Below are 16,120 nucleotides of genomic sequence, written 5' to 3'. Positions count from 1 at the left end.
GTAGCCAAGATGCTCGAGCCCGGAGGTAACGCTTCCGAGCCTGACCAGTCCGCGGGAATAGCCGAAGTCCCTGTAGAAGATGGCGAGGTTACCCCACGGTGCGTAGTAGGCGATGTCGCCGACCTCCGGGTCGGTCCCATCGGGAGCGCCGCTGGTGGAGAGCTTGCGTGGCAAGTAGGCGATCTTCTCCGTTGCCGAGTAGTCGTCGAGGTTGAGGCTGAGCGGCAGTTGGGCAAGCAGGTCGCGGCTGGCCGGGCTGTCGTCGAGGGTGGCGGTGATCACTTCGTCGCCGAGGATGATGCGGATGGCGTGCATGGGTGGTGCGTCCTCATCGGTCTGGGCCGTGGCGCTGGAGCTTGCGGCGAGTCCTAGACTGGCCAGCAGGCAGGCCCTGGCCAGGCCTGCCTTGATGCGAGATATCGTCATCACTTCAGATGCTCACCGAAGAAGCCGGCGATGCGCTCGAAGGGAATCTTGTCCATCTGGTCGTACAGGTCGACATGATTTGCACCCGGCACGATCAGCAGCTCCTTCGGTTCGGCCGCCTCCGCGTAGGCGGTCTCGCTGAAGTAGCGCGAATGGGCCTTCTCGCCGTGGATCAACAGGGTCGGGCGCGGCGAGATCTCCTTGATGTAGGTGAGGAGCGGCATGTTCATGAACGCCAGCGGCGTGGTCATCGTCCAGGCGTTGCCGGAGTTGACCGCGCGCGGATGGTACCCGCGCGGCTTCATGTAGTAGTCGGCATAGTCGACCAGGAACTGCGCCTCACCACCCTTGAGCACGTTGTAGGCCGGCTGGTAGGCGGGGGCACCACTCTCGGCATCCTTCCAGCGCTGTTGGCTCAGTTGCTCCAGCGTCTGTGTACGTTGTTCATTGGTCACACTGTCGTTGTAGCCCTTGGACATGACCCGCGCCATGTCGTACATGGTGCTGGCCGCGACTGCTTTGACGCGTTTGTCCACGGCCGCGGCATTCAGGGCCATGCCGCCCCAGCCGCAGATGCCGACGATGCCGATGCGTCGGCGATCCACGTCCGGCAGCAGGCCGAGGAAGTCCACGGCCGCGCTGAAGTCTTCGGTATTGATGTCTGGCGAGGCGACGTTGCGCGGCTGGCCGCTGCTCTCGCCGGTGTAAGACGGATCGAATGCCAAGGTAACGAAGCCGCGCTCGGCCAGGGTCTGCGCATACAGCCCCGAGGACTGCTCCTTGACCGCGCCAAAGGGGCCGCTGATGGCGATGGCTGGCAGCCTGCCGCTGGTGTTCCTGGGCTGGTACAGGTCGGCGGCCAGCGTGATGCCGTAGCGATTCCTGAAGGTGACCTTCCTGTGCTCGACCTTGTCGCTGCGAGGGAAGGTCTTGTCCCATTCCTGTGTCAGTTGCATGGTGGTTGCCTCGTTACCTGCAGTGGCCAGCGCCAGGCCCGAATGCCCGGCGAGCAGCGCCGCCGAGCCGGCGATGGCCGCGCCCTGGATGAACTCCCGGCGGGAACTGGATGGCTTGCTGGATTCGTTCATGGTGGTCTCCGTTGTCATGGATGATCAGCGCGAGGTTTCGCGTGCGGTCAGCGCCGTCAGCACGGCGCAGGTCGCCAGCAGCGCGGCGCTGACGAAAAAGGTGCTGCGGTAGCCGCCGTGGTCGAACAACAGCCCGCCGAGGGTGGAGCCGACGGCGATGGACAGTTGCACCACAGCGACGAACAGGCCGCCGCCCGCTTCGGCGTCCTTGGGAAAGGTCATGGCGATCCACGCCCACCAGCCCACCGGCGCCGAGGTGCCAGTCAGCCCCCACACACCGAGCAGGGAGACGACCATGGCCGTCCAGCCACCGAAGGCCACCAGGGTCAGGGCGATCAGCGCCATCAGCAGGGGGATGACCACCAACGTCAGGTAGAAGCGCCGCTGCAGCAGTCGGCCGATCAGCAAGGTTCCGACGAAGCCCGCCGCGCCGATTACCAGCAGCACCAGCGAGATGCCGGCGCCGTGCACGCCGGTGACGCTTTCCAGGAAGGGGCGGATATAGGTGAACAGCGAGAACTGGCCCATGAACAGCAGGCTGCTGGCCAGCAGGCCGAGCAGGACGCCGGGGCGACCGAGCAGCGCAAATACCTTGAGCGAACTACCCAGGCCCGACGTACGGGTGGTGGTGGCTGGCATGGAGGGAAGGGTGCGCCATTGCCAGGCCAGCGTCAGCAGAGCCGCAGGCACCAGGCAGAAGAAGGCGCCACGCCAGCCGATGACGCTGCCGAGCCAGGCGCCCAGCGGCGCGGCCAGCACGGTGGCCAGGGCGTTGCCGCCATTGACGATGGCCAGCGCGCGCGGCACGTCGCGGCTCGGCACCAGGCGCATGGCGGTGGCCGCCGACATCGACCAGAAGCCGCCAACCACCACGCCGATCAAGGCCCGGCCCAGCATGTAGGTGAAGTAGTTCGGCGCCAGCGCGACGATGGCGCCGGACACGCCCATTGCCGCCGTCAGCCCCAGCAGCAGGGTCTTGCGATCCAGGCTGCCGGCCAGCGCGGCGATGAACAGACTGGTGAATACCGCGAAGGCGCCGGAGATGGCGATGCCCTGGCCTGCCATGCCTTCGCTGATGTGCAGGTCACCGGCGATGGGCGTCAGCAGGCTGACCGGCAGGAACTCCGAGGCGATCAGGGCGAAGGCACAGACCGCCATGGCGAAGACGCCGCTCCAGGAGGCGGCTTGGCCCTGGGGTGGGGTGGGAATGTCGAGGGTAGTGCGGGTGGTCATGGCGTGTCCGGCTGACTGAGGAAAGGCCGCGCGTGTGCGATGGCCATCATCGCCGTTGCCGTGACTCTTGATTAGCTAATCAATCCTTAAAAAGGCTATAAGAGCAACTAATCAATTCCTCATGAGAAACTTGGGCCATGGCCAGGCGCAACCTCAACGAACTCCTGTACTTCGTCACTATCGCCCGTGAAGGCAGCTTCACCCGTGCGGCGGCGTTGCTTGGAGTGACACAGTCGGCGCTGAGCCAAGCGCTCAACGGCCTGGAGACGCGCCTGGGAATCCGCCTGCTGACCCGTACCACTCGCAGCGTCGCACCGACGGCGGCGGGGGAGCGGCTACTCAATGCCATTGGCCATCGCTTCGACGAGATCGAGGCGGAGCTGGACGAGCTGACCGAGCTGCGCGACAAGCCTGCCGGCACCGTGCGCATCACCTGTGGCGATCACATCCAGCGGGCTACGTTATTGCCCAGGCTCGCGCCCCTGCTGCGCGAATACCCCGACATCAAGGTGGAGTTCGACATCAACTACGGTTTCAGGGATATCGTGGCCGACCGCTTCGACGCGGGGGTTCGCCTGGGGGATACCATCGACAAGGACATGATCGCGGTGCCGATCGGGCCACCACTGCGCATGGCGGTGGCGGCCGCACCCGCGTACTTCGCCACGCATCCGAAGCCCAGGAATCCTCGCGACCTGATCGACCATAACTGCATCAACATGCGCATGCAGTCCGGCGGAGGGCTCTATGTCTGGGACTTCCAGCGCAGAGGCCGGCAGCTGAATGTGCGAGTGGATGGCCAGCTCATTTTCAACACATCGCCCAACATCGTGGATGCTGCTCTGGCAGGGCTGGGCATTGCCTGGCTCCCCGAAGAAGAGTTCTCACACCACCTCGCGGAGGGCCGGCTGGTGCGCGTGCTCGAAGACTGGTGTCCTCCGTTCCCGGGTTACTACCTGTACTACCCGAGTCGTAGGCAACCATCACCGGCTTTCTCGCTGGTCGTGGATGCCCTGCGCTATACCAGGTCAGGCGGAGCAAAATAGAGGTCGCCTGTTTTGCCTGGCAGCGAGCAGAGAGGTCAGGCTGCCAACATCTCGGGTGTGTGCTGAACATGCTTGGCCATGTTCTGCATGCCTTCCCAGATTCGCTCCAGCTCTCTGGGCGATTCCGAATCTATCCATCGGGCGTACACCTTCACCAGCATGGAATAGTCGCTGTGGCCCATTTGGTTGGCGATGAACGCCAGGTTGCCACGTGCCGTCAGGTTCCAGCAGGCGTAGGTATGTCGGGTCTGGTAGGGCGGGCGCGGCCGGATACCCGAGCGGCGGATCAGGTTGGCCCATTTGCTGTTCCAGGCGCTTGGCACGAAGTAGTCGTTGACGACTTGCTTGCGCGCCTGGGTCTTCGGCGACAGCAGCACCCGTACCCGGTCGGTGCGGGACTCATGACGGTTGAGCCAGACCTGCAGGTCCGCCGCCTTGCGCTGTTCGGCATCGGCGACCAGCACCTGCAGGGCCTCGCGTGCCGGCGGGTACAGCAGCACAGTGCGCTCCTTCTTGGTCTTGGGCACCTTGAAGGTGGCCGATTGCGTGATCGAGCGCCGGACTTGGACTTTGCTGAAGTCCGGTGCCACGTCTTCAACAGCCAAGGCCAGTAGTTCGCCAGGGCGCAGGCCGGCGTAGACCGCCAAGGTGACGGCCGCCTTGTCGATGGGATGCAGGCACCCTTTCCCGATGAGTGCCTCGTACTCTTCGAAAGTGAGCGGATCGGGTTCCTTGCTGCTCTTGGTGAAGCGGATGCAGTGTTTGCCGATCTGCCCGCAATAGCCGTTGTTCTCGCACCAGTAGAGGAAGCCCGCGAATGTAGCGAGGTAGTGGTTGACCGTCGAAACCGCACGCGTGGCAATCAGATCCACCCGTAGCTGCTGGATATCCTCGGGTAGCAAGGTATTGATCAGGCGGTTACGGCCGATGAGTTCCAGGCAGGCGTTCAACGCAATTTCGTAGCGAGACTCCGTCTCCGGAGTGATATCCACTGCCTTCAGCGGCTTGTAGCGATCACACAGCTCGTCCAGGCGTTTGCCGGTAACGGCCAGGGTTTCCGCCGGACGGGAGTGAGGGAAGTAGTCGGCTTCGTTGTAGGTGCCGGATTTCAGGGCGAACAGGGCGGCGCTGCGTAGGCCGGCCGCGTGCTTGATGTTGGCCTTGGTGGGCTCGATGCCCAGGGTATGCCGATGGCGAACACCCTTGTACATGAAGTACACACGAATCGAGTGCCCATGGATTTCCACGCCTGTGTAGCCTGTCTTCCTGCTTTCTCTGCCCACCATGAGTCAGCCCTCGGTAGTTCCCTCACAGATGCCGGCACTGCCTGTTACGACCCCATCGAGGGGCGGGGAGAGGGGTGTCTGCGTGTGCCGGGATCGTTGAAATGCTATGCGCTCAATGAGCGTAAATCAATGCCGGCATTGTGCCTGCCAAAGAGCGAGATCGTGGCTGTGGGGCATCAATGTGAAGTCGGCTGACGCTCGCTTTCCACCCACCGCTCGAACTCGAGAAGATTCAAGAAAATGCGGCCGTCCGGGGCCTTGCGCCAGAGGCGACCCTGTACCCATACGCCGCCCTTGACCTTGTGGCGAACGGCATTCTCGGTGTAGCCGGTGACCTCGGCGAATCGCTTGATCAGTACCCATTGGCAAGGGGCGCTCATGGTGTCCTCCAGGTTCGGCCAGCACACGGGGTGGAGGGCCGACCGACAGGGAGAAAGTGTCTAGGAGGTTTCGCGACTGCAAAACCTGCATGAGCGTAGATGGGCGTAGGTGGGCGTGATGCGGGAATGGGAAGTGGCCGTATCGCCAGTATCACAAGGGCGAGCGTCCCGGTGTTCCACCGTCGGGCTCGCGGGCTGCGCCCCGCGCCTCGTGCCGAGTCACGGCCATCCGGCTTTGATCCCTGACGTCTCCGGTCCTTGAGGGCCTGCGCGCTCCGCTTGCCCTGATCCGTGGCATGGGTGGAGTGGGGCGGTCTTGCTGTTCCCTTTACCGTATCACGGCGTTCTCGCCGTCAAGGGCTGCGCGTGCCTTGCACGCTGGCGTCCTAGCGGCCGTCGTTGACCCCTGACAGCTGCGCTGCGCCGTGCTGGTGCCGGTTCCGGGCAATTCCGCCCGAGCAACCGGAGCACGATCATGTCGCAACTTTCTCTCACCTCCGATGCCTCGCTGCTGGTGCGTGACGACCAGGGGCGCTACCTGCCGGCGACTGCCGACCAGATTCTTGAAGCCGCACGCCTGGTCATCGACCAGAAGAACCCGCGAGGAGCGCTGTTCACCTCGCCGGCGCTGGTCAGGGACTACCTGTGCACTAAGCTGGCCGGCTTCGAGCACGAAGTCTTCGCGGCGCTGTTCCTCGACACACAGCATCGGCTGATCGAATACGTAGAACTGTTCCGCGGCACCATCGACGGTGCTTCGGTGTATCCGCGTGAGGTGGTGAAGGAGGCGCTGCGGGTCAATGCGGCGGCGGTGATCTTCTCGCACAACCATCCGAGCGGAAATCCAGAGCCAAGCCAGGCTGACAAGGTGCTGACCCTGCGGCTCGAGGAGGCCCTGGCGCTGGTGGAGGTGCGTACGCTGGATCACATCATCGTCGGCGGCGAGGGCACAGTGTCCTTTGCCGAGCGCGGCTTGCTGTGATCACGGGGGCTTCGGCCCTTTTTTGCTGCGCCCTGTGACGAGCCCTCCGGCCCTCTGCGGGCCTGAGCGCTACGCTTGCCTGTCCATCACAGCACGATGCTTCGCCTCAGCAGCACGGCGGTAGAAGGACACAGGCTTGCGGCCTGCCGTGTGGCAAGGATCGCTGCCGGTGCGACGTTGAGCTCAATCGGCTTGAAGCCCGCACGCTCGAAGAACAGCGCGGCTGTCGTGGTCAGCAACCAGGCGTCACGCCCGCCTTCGTCGAAAGCGCGCCGCAGCAGCAGTGCCAGGACGCCGCCGCCGATGCCGCGCTGGCGCGCGTGCGGCAGCACCACCAGGGAACGCACCAGCACATCCCGGCCCATGCACTCGAAACCGCCGTAGCCCACGCGCTCGCCCGATACCGTGGCATACGCGAAGAAGCTGCGCCCCGGTTCGGTCAGGTCGTCCGTCGGAAGCCCGGCCTCCTGCAAAGCCACCGCGAGGCCCGTGTCGCTGCCTTCGATTGGTGCCTCCACCAGCAGCGGCGTACCGTCTTCCTTGCGCAACTCGACTGCCGGCCGCTGCGGCAGTAGTTCGATCACCACGTCTGAGGGGCGGCACAGGCGCACGCCCAAGGGCGTTGCCACGATGGGCCGATTGATGAGGATCGGGTGAGCCAGCATCTGGTCGATCAGTTCGTCGTCGCTCCAATGCGCGGCATCCAGCCCGAGTTCCTTGTAGGGCGTGCCCTTGACGCGCAACACGTCCCGCACGCCCATACCCATGCGCGCGATCAACGCCTTCAGCGTCTCGCGGTCGGGCGGCGTCTTCAGGTACTCGATGACCGTGGGTTCGATGCCGCTGGCACGTACCAACGCCAAGGTGTTGCGCGACGTGCCGCAGTCGGGGTTGTGATAGATCGTGATGGGACTCATGCAAGCGTGCTCTGTGTGGTGATGGACGAATCGTTCGTACCCGCCATGTCGCCGAACGGCAGAACCAGCACGGGCGCGAATCCCCCGCCGGGCGTGCGCAGGTTGGTGGTCTGGCCGGTATAGGTGCGCGCCGCCAGCAGCAGGACACGCCCGCGATAGGCGTAAGCGCGCACGTCCACCTTGAGCCGGGTCGGTACGCCATCGACCGCGACCATGCGTTCGCTGGGCGGCACCAGCGCCTGGGCCACGAAGCCGCCGGCGGCAATGTGATCCCACGTCTTGCGCGTCAGCTTGTCGCCCCGGTAGGCGGCCTTGCCGCCATAGCCCGCCATCGGCTTGAAGAACCATTGGCGCCGTTCGCGCCAAAGAGCCTCCGCATTGGCGGGCAAGACGGCCTGGGCGGCGGGAACGACGGCACGCAGCACGGCGCGGTCGGCCTCGCTGCCGCCCCAGCGGGCCATCTGCGCGTCATCGCCCAGCCAGATCAGGTTGCGCTTGTCTGCCTGCATGGCGTGCGCGCGAGGATGCGGCGTCAGCACTACCGCGCCTGCCTGGTACGCGCTGTGCAGCGCCGCGTGCGAGGACTCCGACAAGTCGAAATCGGTGAGCCGGTTGTAAATCATGTCGATCGGCAGATCGGCGGGAAACGCCGAGTGCCACAAGGCACCATCGCGCCATTCGAGCTCGCGCGGGTCGGCCACGGCAGCCCGGATGCCATGACGCTCGAACAAACGTCGGACAAGCTCAAATTCGGGGGCCAGGTACTGCTGCTGCAGATCGTCATCGACCACCACCGCCGTGCGCCAAGGCTGCGTACCTCGCTGCGCCTGCCATTCGGCGCGGAACATCTCGATGAAGGTTTGCGCCAGGTCGGCGTGACCCACCCACTCGTCCATCGCGGAGCAGCAGGTGCTTTGCGCCCCGGCGAGCGCGGCATTGAGCAGAGCGCCACCCGCGTTGGTGTTGATTTCGATCAGGCGCGGGCCGTCCGCTCTCAGGTGAAAGTCGTACCCCATGAACACGCCGGAGGGGCCGAAGTTCGGCACCAGCGCGTCCGTGCCCTGCGCGCGGTCTACCACCGCCTTGTGGCTGGTAGCCCGGCAGGTGGGTGACGCGCTCCAGTGTCGTCACGGCCTGGGCGATGGCATCCCGTGTGGACGTGCTGATGAACACCGCCGTTTCCGAGAACAAGTGGGGATGGCTATCGGCCAGCGACGTGGGCAGGCTTTGATGCAGCCGTGCTACGTCGAGCGTGCGGCATGCACAAGAGAGGTTGATCTGTTCGGCGAGGTTCATGGTTGCTTTCATCTCGTCGCGGGCTACGCGCGCTCGTACCAGCCGCGCGAGCGGTTGACCACGCGCACCACCAACAGCATCACCGGCACCTCGATCAGCACGCCGACCACGGTGGCCAGCGCGGCGCCGGAATGGAAACCGAATAGGCTGATGGCGGCCGCCACGGCCAGCTCGAAGAAGTTGCTCGCCCCGATCAGCGCCGACGGACAGGCGATGTTGTGCTTCTCGCCCACCTTGCGGTTGAGCCAGTAGGCCAGCCCGGAATTGAAGAACACTTGGATCAGAATGGGCACCGCCAGCATGGCGATGACCAGCGGCTGTTGCAGGATGGCTTGGCCCTGGAAGGCGAACAGCAGCACCAGCGTCAGCAGCAAGGCTGCGATCGACAGCGGGCCGATGCGCTCCAAGGCCCGATCGAACGCGGCCTGGCCCCGACGCAAGAGCGCGCGGCGCCAGAGCTGCGCGAGGATGACCGGGATGACGATGTAGAGCACCACCGACACCAGCAGCGTGTCCCACGGCACGGTGATCGCCGACAGGCCCAACAGCAGGCCGACAATCGGCGCGAAGGCGAACACCATGATGGTGTCGTTCAGCGCCACCTGTGAAAGCGTGAATACTGGATCGCCGCCGGTCATCCGGCTCCACACGAACACCATCGCCGTGCAGGGCGCGGCGGCCAGCAGGATCAGGCCGGCGACGTAGCTGTCGAGCTGGTCGGCCGGCAGCCAGTCGGCGAAGACGTGACGGATGAACAGCCAGGCCAGCAGCGCCATCGAGAATGGCTTGACCGCCCAGTTGATGAACAGCGTGACGCCGATGCCGCGCCAATGCTGCTTGACCTGGCACAGTGCGCCGAAGTCCACCTTGAGCAGCATCGGAATCACCATGACCCAGATCAGCAGGCCCACCGGCAGGTTGACCTGCGCCACCTCCATACGCCCGATGGCCTGGAACACACCGGGCGCGAACTGGCCCAGGGCGATGCCGGCGATGATGCACAGCAGCACCCACACGGTCAGGTAACGCTCGAAGCCGCTCATGGCGGAAGCGACCGGCACGCGGCCTGCGGTATCGGTGGCGGTCATCGGGCAGCCCTCACTGGCGACCAATGTTGCGCAGCTCGCGCTGCAAGGACATGGCATCGAGGCGCTGGATAGGTGGTGTCTGTGGTCATGGCGTCAGCAGTCGCAGCGGGTGGATTCGGTGACTTCGCACGTGCCGCCTTGGCAACAGTGTTCGGTCAGGTAGCCGATCAGGCCGTTCATGTGGGTGTATTCGGCGCGGTAGATCAGGTTGCGGCCCTGCTGTTCGACCGTGACGAGGCCAGCATGGGCCAGTTCCTTCAGATGGAAGGACAAGGTATTGCGTGCCACGTCGAGCTGGTCGGCTAGGACGCTCGGTGTCAGTCCTTCTGGGCCGGCGATGATCAGAGCGCGGAACACACGCAGCCGCTGGGTGTGGGCCAGGGCGCCTAGGGCGGAAATGACTTGATCTTCGTTCATCTTTCGATAATACAACAATTATTGAATTAATGAGGAAAGAATGGGCGACCTTGTTTCATGGCATCCCGCCGTCGGGTTCGCGGACGTCTTGTCGAGTCGCGGCTATCCGGCTACCCCTGACGCCTTCGGCTTTGAGCATCTGTACTAGTATTTTTTTGATGCTAACTCTACAAATTTGTAGAGTTGGCGTCATGAATACTTGGCTTGCTCTCATCCTCAGCCTTCCTACGGGGAACGCGACCGTCAGACAACGGGCCTGGCGGGCACTCAAGGCATCCGGCGCGGCGGTGCTGCGCGATGGCGTTTATCTGATGCCAGACCGCGCCTCCTGCCGTGCCCTGCTGGAAGAACTGGCGGCCGATGTTCAAAGTGGCGACGGAACCGCACTGGTACTGAGAAGCGAGGAGCCCGAAGGGGCTGACTTCACTGGCCTGTTCGATCGAGGCGACGACTATGCAGCGCTGTTGAAGGATGTGTCAGTCGCCCGGATGGCACTGACCCCGGACACGGTTCAAGACACGATCAAAGTCGCTCGCAAGCTGCGTAAGAGCTTCTCTGCGATCAGAGAGATCGACTTTTTCCCTGGCGAAGCGCAGCGGCAGGCCGACACGGCATTGCGGGATCTCGAACTGGCGACGACGCGCGTGCTCTCGCCCGACGAGCCGCAGGAAGTGGCAGGAGAGATTCCCTCCCGCCTGATCGCCGATTACCAGCAGCGCGTATGGGCAACCCGGCAACGTCCCTGGGTGGATCGCCTCGCTAGCGCCTGGCTGATTCGCCGTTTTATTGACCACCAAGCGCACATCCTGTGGCTGGCCAGTCCAGGCGACTGTCCGCCAGACGCCTTGGGTTTCGACTTCGACGGTGCGGCCTTCAGTCATGTTGGAGGCCGCGTCACTTTCGAGATACTCGCCACCAGTTTCAACCTAAATCATCCGGCCCTGATACGCCTCGGACAACTCGTGCATTACCTCGATGCCGGTGGGGTTCAACCTGCCGAGGCGGTGGGCGTGGAAAGCGTGCTGGTGGGCCTGCGCGACGCCATCACTGACGATGACCAACTCTTGGCTAGCGCCTGTGGCGTATTCGACGGCCTGCTCGCGGCTTTTGAGAAACAAGAGGAACAGAGAAATGAAAAATGAATCAGACATCCTCCCTTGCCAATGACGAAGACTGCGAAAGCACCCATACACCACCTCAACCCGTGAGGTTCCGCGAGGCTTTCCTGTTCTGGCTCAAACTCGGATTCATCAGCTTCGGCGGTCCGGCCGGACAGATCGCCATCATGCACACGGAGCTGGTGGAACAACGACGCTGGATCAGCGAGAGGCGCTTTCTGCATGCGCTGAACTACTGCATGCTGCTGCCAGGCCCGGAGGCGCAGCAGCTTGCCACCTACATCGGTTGGCTGATGCACCGCACCTGGGGAGGCATCGTGGCCGGCGTGCTGTTCGTGCTGCCTTCGCTCCTCATTCTGATCGGGTTATCGTGGGTTTACATTGCCTTCGGTGATGTGCCGGCGGTGGAGGGACTGTTCTACGGCATCAAGCCAGCAGTGACTGCCATCGTCGTCCAGGCTGCGCATCGAATCGGCTCGCGCGCACTCAAGAACAACTGGCTTTGGGGCATTGCGGCGGCATCCTTCGTGGCGATCTTCGCATTCAATGTGCCGTTCCCGGCCATTGTTGCCGCCGCGGCATTGATCGGCTTCATGGGGGGCCGCATCGCTCCCGAAGTATTCAAGGCGGGCGGCGGCCACAGTCAGGCCGTAAAGTCCTTCGGCCCCGCACTGATCGACGACGACACGCCCAGGGCACCGCACACCAAATTCCGCTGGAGCAGTCTGGCACGACTGATGGTGATCGGTGCTTTACTGTGGCTCATTCCTATGGGCCTGTTGACCGCCAGCTTGGGGTGGGAACATACGCTGACGCAGATGAGTTGGTTCTTCACCAAGGCAGCTCTGCTGACCTTCGGTGGTGCCTACGCGGTACTGCCCTACGTACACCAGAGTGCTGTCGGCTATTACGGCTGGCTCACCCCGACACAGATGATCGACGCGCTGGCGCTGGGTGAAACCACTCCCGGCCCGCTGATCATCCTCGTGGCGTTCGTCGGCTTTGTCGGTGCCTATGTCCAGACCGTATTCGGCCCCGATGCGTTGTTCCTGGCCGGAGCCGTGGCTGCGATACTGGTGACTTGGTTCACCTTCCTGCCATCGTTCCTATTCATTCTGGCGGGCGGTCCCTTGGTGGAATCGACCCACGACGATCTCAAGTTCACTGCGCCTCTGACGGCCATCACCGCCGCCGTGGTGGGCGTCATCCTGAAACTGGCGCTGTTCTTCGGCTATCACGTTCTCTGGCCGGAAGGCTTTGAGAGTGGCTTCGATTGGATCTCCGCCCTGATCGCCATCGGTGCCGCTATCGCGCTGTTTCGCTTCAAACGCAACGTCATTCACGTCATCGCGGCCTGCGCTGTCACCGGGCTGCTCGTGAAAATGTTCATCCCATGACGCAATAGCATCGCCTTTGACATTCGTGCGAAGGCAGGTGCTATGGCCAGCAGACGAAATCCATGGCGCTCTGCCGTCGGGCTCGTGGGCTGCGCCCCGTGCCTCGTGCCGAGTCACGGCCTTTCGGCTTTGATCCCTGATACCTCCGGCCTTTGAGGCCTGCGCGCTCCGCTTGCCGATCCGTGGCATGGGTGGAGTGGGGCGGTCTTGCTGTTCCCTTCACCGTATCACGGCGTTCTCGCCGTCAAGGGCTGCGCGCGCCTTGCGCGCTGGGCGTCCTGGCGGCCGTCTGCGACCCCTGACTGCTTGCGCTGCGCCGTGCTGGCGACGGTTCCGGGCAATTCCGCCCGAGTAACCGGAGATCGTCATCATGAACGACAAATCGCATGTTTCGCTGGAACGCCGTGTCTGCCTGGTTTGCGGCGTGGCTTACGATACGGGCAGCCTCCTTCTCGACAAGCGCCTGCGCCAGAGTCTGGAGCGCTACACGACGACGGGCTGGGGCCTGTGCGCCGAACACCAGAAGCTGTTCGACGACGGTTTCGTCGCGCTGGTCGAATGCGACCCTGAGCGCAGCGGCAAGCCGTCGGGCGCTGATCGCTTGAAGCCCGAACAGGCGTATCGCACGGGGCATCTGGCCCACCTGAAGCGCCATGTGCTCACCGAGATATTCAACGTCCAGATCGCGGCCGATCAGGTTTGCGTCTTCGTCGAGCCCGGCATTATCGAGCGCATCCAGAAGATGGTGGCGCCGGCGACGAGCTGAGCGCACGGCAAACAACAGGCGCGTCGCCCTGCGGGGCGGCGCGCTTTTTTCTGCTGCGCCTGGTGTCGAGTCCTTCGGCCCGGCGGGCCTGCGCGCTGCGTTTGCACTCCAGGGGAACGGCTTGCAGCCGATCCCCGCCGCGCGCGGCTTGACGCCCCTGACAGCCGCCGAACAGGTTGCACCTGATCGGCCTTCGCGCCTGCGGCGCTGCGCGCTTCGCTTGCGTGGGGGCGGCGCCATCTGCGGCCGTTGCCACAACCGCAGTCTTCCCTCGCTCATCACCTCATCCGCGACTGTAGCCCGCGCCCGTGTGCCGTCAAGGCGCGCCGGGCCGTGTCCTCGCTGCGCTGCGGGCCGCACCACCCCGGCGCTTGTTCCCTTGACTGCCCCCGTTCACGGACTCCCTTCCATCGCGGGCGATGAACTCAGGAAAGACGGTGGCAACGAGGCCGGCCCAGGTCTCCGCGCCGACCCCACCGGAAAGCCGAAAGGCGGGCTCCGAATCTAGGAATCCGGTGTGCGGTTTCAACAGCAAATCCCTATGTCAGGAGTAACACCATGAACGCGATTACCCAAGCCGAAACCCGTGCCATCCACACCGCTGCCGTGCTGGAAGCGGCCGACCCAACCAAGAACCTGCTGTTGCTGTCGCTCGGACAACTGCTGCCGCGTCGTTCCAAGCGCAACGCGCGCACCACGCCGCGTCTGTCCATCGACGAGCTGGCCGCGAGCATTTCCCGCATCGGCCTGCTGCAAAACCTGGTCGTCATCCTCGCCGCCGATGGCAAGCATTACGAGGTGGTGGCCGGCGACCGCCGCCTGACCGCCTTGAAGCTGCTGGCGAAGAAGAAGCACATCGCCGCCCACTTCGAGGTGCCGTGCCTGCTGGTGCCTGACGCCTCGGCCCGCACCGTCAGCCTTGCGGAGAACCTGCTGCGTGAGCAGATGCACCCGGCCGACCAGTTCGAGGCTTTTGCCGCGCTGGTCAAGGAAGGCCGCCCTGTCGAGGATATCGCCGCCGACTTCGGCGTGACTCCGTTGGTGGTGCAGCGCCGCTTGAGGCTGGCGAACGTCTCGCCGCGCCTGATGGCGGATTACCGGGCCGGCAGCGTCACCCTGGAGCAACTGATGGCCCTGACCATCACCGATGATTACGCCGCCCAGGAGGCCGCGTTCTACGATGCGCCGGAGTGGCAGCGTGGCGCGGCGGCGCTCCGTGCTCGCCTGACGGAACGCGAAATCGATGTGCGTCATCCGCTGGTGGGCTTCGTCGGGCTGGAGGCCTATACGGAGGCGGGCGGCGGCATGCGCCGCGACCTGTTCGCCGACGACGACAGCGGCACCTACCTCACCGATGCCGCGCTGCTGGAGACGCTGGTGCGCGGCAAGCTGGAGGTACTGGCCGAGGAGGTGCGCGCCGAGGGCTGGGCCTGGGTGGAGGCCGTACCGCAGTTCAGCTACGCGGATCGGCAGGCCTTCCAGAGCGCGTCGCGCATCCGCCGCGAACCGACCGCCCGTGAGGCGCGGCGTATCGCCTCGCTGCAAGCTCGGCTGGAAAAGGTCGATACCGAGCTGGAAGACGCCTACGACACCGAGGACGAAGACAAGGTGCCGGTGCTGGAGCAGCGGCGCGAACAGGTGACCGCCGAGCTGCACGCCGTGGCTGAGTCCTTGCACGGCTATACCCCGGAAGTGCTCAGCGTGGCCGGCGCTGTGGTCACCATCGACCGCAGCGGCGAAGCGGTGATCCATCGCGGGCTGTTGCGCGAGGCCGAGGCCAACGCGCTGCGTACCTTGGAGCGGCTGCGCCAGGGCATCGGCGACAGCGAAGGCTCGAGCGACGAGGTGGGCGAGGGCACCGAGCAACCCAGGGCAGCAAGTCTGTCCGACCGGCTGGCCCAGCGCTTGAGCGCCCATCGCACGGCGGCGCTGCAGATCGAAGTGGCCCGGCACCCGCAGGCCGCGTTGGCGGCGCTGGTGCATGGCATGGTGCGCACCGCCCTGCAGGTCGAGCACTATGGCGACAGCATGCCGCTCGGTGTGCGCCTGACCGTACGGGATCGACTCGATAGTTTGGCCCCGGACTGGCCGGAGTCGCCCGCTGCCGTGGCGCTGCATGAGCTGCGTCAGGCCTGGGGCGAGAAACTGCCGCAGGACGGCGTCGAGCTGTTCGCCGTGTTACTGGCGATGCCCCAGGACGAGCTGGTGCGGCTGCTCGCGGTATGCGTGGCGGTGACCGTCGACGTGGTCACTCCCCGCGTTGCCCAGCATCAACCCGGAGCCGAGCTGGCGCGGGCCGTGGGACTGGACATGGCCGCATGGTGGAAGCCGACCGCCGAGGGCTACTTCAAGCACGTCGCCAAGGCAGTGATTCTGGAGGCGGTGGGTGAGTTCGCGCCGAAGCACGTCAATCGACTGGCCAAGCTCAAGAAAACCGACATTGCCAGCGAAGCCGAACGGCTGGTCGAAGGCACTGGTTGGATGCCGGCTGTGTTCACGACAGGGCAGGGGGCGGAGGCGGAGGAAGTTCGGGAGGTGGCAGAGGAATCGCAGTCGACAGAGGCTGACGATGAGGCACACGGTCACACGTTGGCCGCCTGATGTGCTCGGCGCCACCGGCAAGGAAGCCGGGGCTCTGCTGCGCAGGTGGAGTTTCTCCAATAAGCAACAAGACCACCCG

Annotated in this window: 14 protein-coding genes and 2 pseudogenes; 6 read left to right on the top strand and 10 right to left on the bottom strand. The window is 64.5% G+C overall.

Annotation, left to right across the window (positions count from 1 at the left end; all coding sequences use genetic code 11):
• The 3 genes from N7640_RS25145 to N7640_RS25135 all read right to left on the bottom strand — a co-directional run.
• The coding region (locus N7640_RS25145; protein WP_279906003.1) for a cyclophilin-like fold protein at window positions 1–426 on the bottom strand (426 nt) is incomplete at its 3' end.
• Window positions 426–1,514: an alpha/beta hydrolase gene (locus N7640_RS25140; RefSeq protein ID WP_279906004.1), complete on the bottom strand. Its 1,089-nt coding sequence runs from the start codon at window positions 1,512–1,514 to the stop codon at window positions 426–428. The genes N7640_RS25145 and N7640_RS25140, both read right to left, overlap by 1 nt.
• A gap of 24 nt (window positions 1,515–1,538) precedes the next feature.
• Complete coding sequence (locus N7640_RS25135; RefSeq protein WP_279906005.1) at window positions 1,539–2,747, bottom strand: MFS transporter; 1,209 nt, start codon at window positions 2,745–2,747, stop codon at window positions 1,539–1,541.
• Window positions 2,748–2,884: 137 nt separating this feature from the next.
• Between N7640_RS25135 and N7640_RS25130 the strand changes: the two genes are divergently transcribed.
• The gene (locus N7640_RS25130; protein WP_279906264.1) at window positions 2,885–3,793 is read left to right on the top strand and encodes a LysR family transcriptional regulator; all 909 of its coding nucleotides are present in this window, start codon (window positions 2,885–2,887) and stop codon (window positions 3,791–3,793) included.
• Between the two features lie 35 nt (window positions 3,794–3,828).
• Here N7640_RS25130 and N7640_RS25125 read toward each other — a convergent pair whose 3' ends face one another.
• Both N7640_RS25125 and N7640_RS25120 read right to left on the bottom strand, forming a co-directional pair.
• Entirely contained in the window at window positions 3,829–5,079 is a 1,251-nt protein-coding gene (locus tag N7640_RS25125; protein WP_279906007.1) for a DUF3596 domain-containing protein, read from the bottom strand.
• 176 nt (window positions 5,080–5,255) lie between these two features.
• On the bottom strand, window positions 5,256–5,459 hold the full coding sequence (locus tag N7640_RS25120; protein WP_220814340.1) for an excisionase family protein: 204 nt from the start codon (window positions 5,457–5,459) through the stop codon (window positions 5,256–5,258).
• Window positions 5,460–5,934: 475 nt separating this feature from the next.
• Here N7640_RS25120 and radC point away from each other — a divergent pair, with 475 nt between their 5' ends.
• Window positions 5,935–6,441 carry a DNA repair protein RadC gene (gene radC / locus N7640_RS25115; protein WP_220814341.1) on the top strand — a complete coding sequence of 169 codons (507 nt, stop codon included), beginning with the start codon at window positions 5,935–5,937 and terminating at the stop codon, window positions 6,439–6,441.
• An 86-nt stretch (window positions 6,442–6,527) separates the two neighbouring features.
• Here radC and arsN2 read toward each other — a convergent pair.
• The 5 genes and pseudogenes from arsN2 to N7640_RS25090 form a co-directional block, all read right to left on the bottom strand.
• A pseudogene (gene arsN2, locus N7640_RS25110) lies at window positions 6,528–6,917 on the bottom strand (arsenic resistance N-acetyltransferase ArsN2); the annotation flags it as partial.
• A gap of 87 nt (window positions 6,918–7,004) precedes the next feature.
• Window positions 7,005–7,358 (bottom strand): annotated as a pseudogene (gene arsC / locus N7640_RS25105) (arsenate reductase (glutaredoxin)); the annotation flags it as partial.
• Window positions 7,355–8,404 (bottom strand): hypothetical protein, encoded by a 1,050-nt coding sequence (locus N7640_RS25100; RefSeq protein WP_279906008.1) that lies wholly within the window; start codon window positions 8,402–8,404, stop codon window positions 7,355–7,357. The gene N7640_RS25100 and the pseudogene arsC, both read right to left, overlap by 4 nt.
• A 273-nt stretch (window positions 8,405–8,677) precedes the next feature.
• On the bottom strand, window positions 8,678–9,742 hold the full coding sequence (gene arsB, locus N7640_RS25095) for an ACR3 family arsenite efflux transporter (RefSeq protein ID WP_220814344.1): 1,065 nt from the start codon (window positions 9,740–9,742) through the stop codon (window positions 8,678–8,680).
• Between the two features lie 93 nt (window positions 9,743–9,835).
• Entirely contained in the window at window positions 9,836–10,159 is a 324-nt protein-coding gene (locus tag N7640_RS25090; protein ID WP_279906009.1) for a helix-turn-helix domain-containing protein, read from the bottom strand.
• A gap of 191 nt (window positions 10,160–10,350) precedes the next feature.
• On the opposite strand from N7640_RS25090, the gene N7640_RS25085 reads away from it, so the two are divergent.
• From N7640_RS25085 to N7640_RS25070, 4 genes are all read left to right on the top strand, one after another.
• The gene (locus N7640_RS25085; RefSeq protein ID WP_279906010.1) at window positions 10,351–11,301 is read left to right on the top strand and encodes a chromate resistance protein ChrB domain-containing protein; all 951 of its coding nucleotides are present in this window, start codon (window positions 10,351–10,353) and stop codon (window positions 11,299–11,301) included.
• Window positions 11,298–12,674, top strand: coding sequence for a chromate efflux transporter (chrA, locus tag N7640_RS25080; RefSeq protein WP_220814347.1), 1,377 nt, complete (start codon window positions 11,298–11,300; stop codon window positions 12,672–12,674). Before N7640_RS25085 ends, chrA begins: the two co-directional genes overlap by 4 nt.
• Before the next feature lie 370 nt (window positions 12,675–13,044).
• The gene (locus tag N7640_RS25075) at window positions 13,045–13,440 is read left to right on the top strand and encodes an ATPase (RefSeq protein WP_220814348.1); all 396 of its coding nucleotides are present in this window, start codon (window positions 13,045–13,047) and stop codon (window positions 13,438–13,440) included.
• 558 nt (window positions 13,441–13,998) lie between these two features.
• Window positions 13,999–16,041: a ParB/RepB/Spo0J family partition protein gene (locus tag N7640_RS25070; protein ID WP_279906012.1), complete on the top strand. Its 2,043-nt coding sequence runs from the start codon at window positions 13,999–14,001 to the stop codon at window positions 16,039–16,041.
• Window positions 16,042–16,120: the final 79 nt, after the last annotated feature.

The sequence above is a fragment of the Pseudomonas sp. GD04015 genome (assembly GCF_029837675.1).
GTDB classification, from domain to species: domain Bacteria; phylum Pseudomonadota; class Gammaproteobacteria; order Pseudomonadales; family Pseudomonadaceae; genus Aquipseudomonas; species Aquipseudomonas paralcaligenes.
This window is presented reverse-complemented; position numbering and strand designations above follow the sequence as displayed.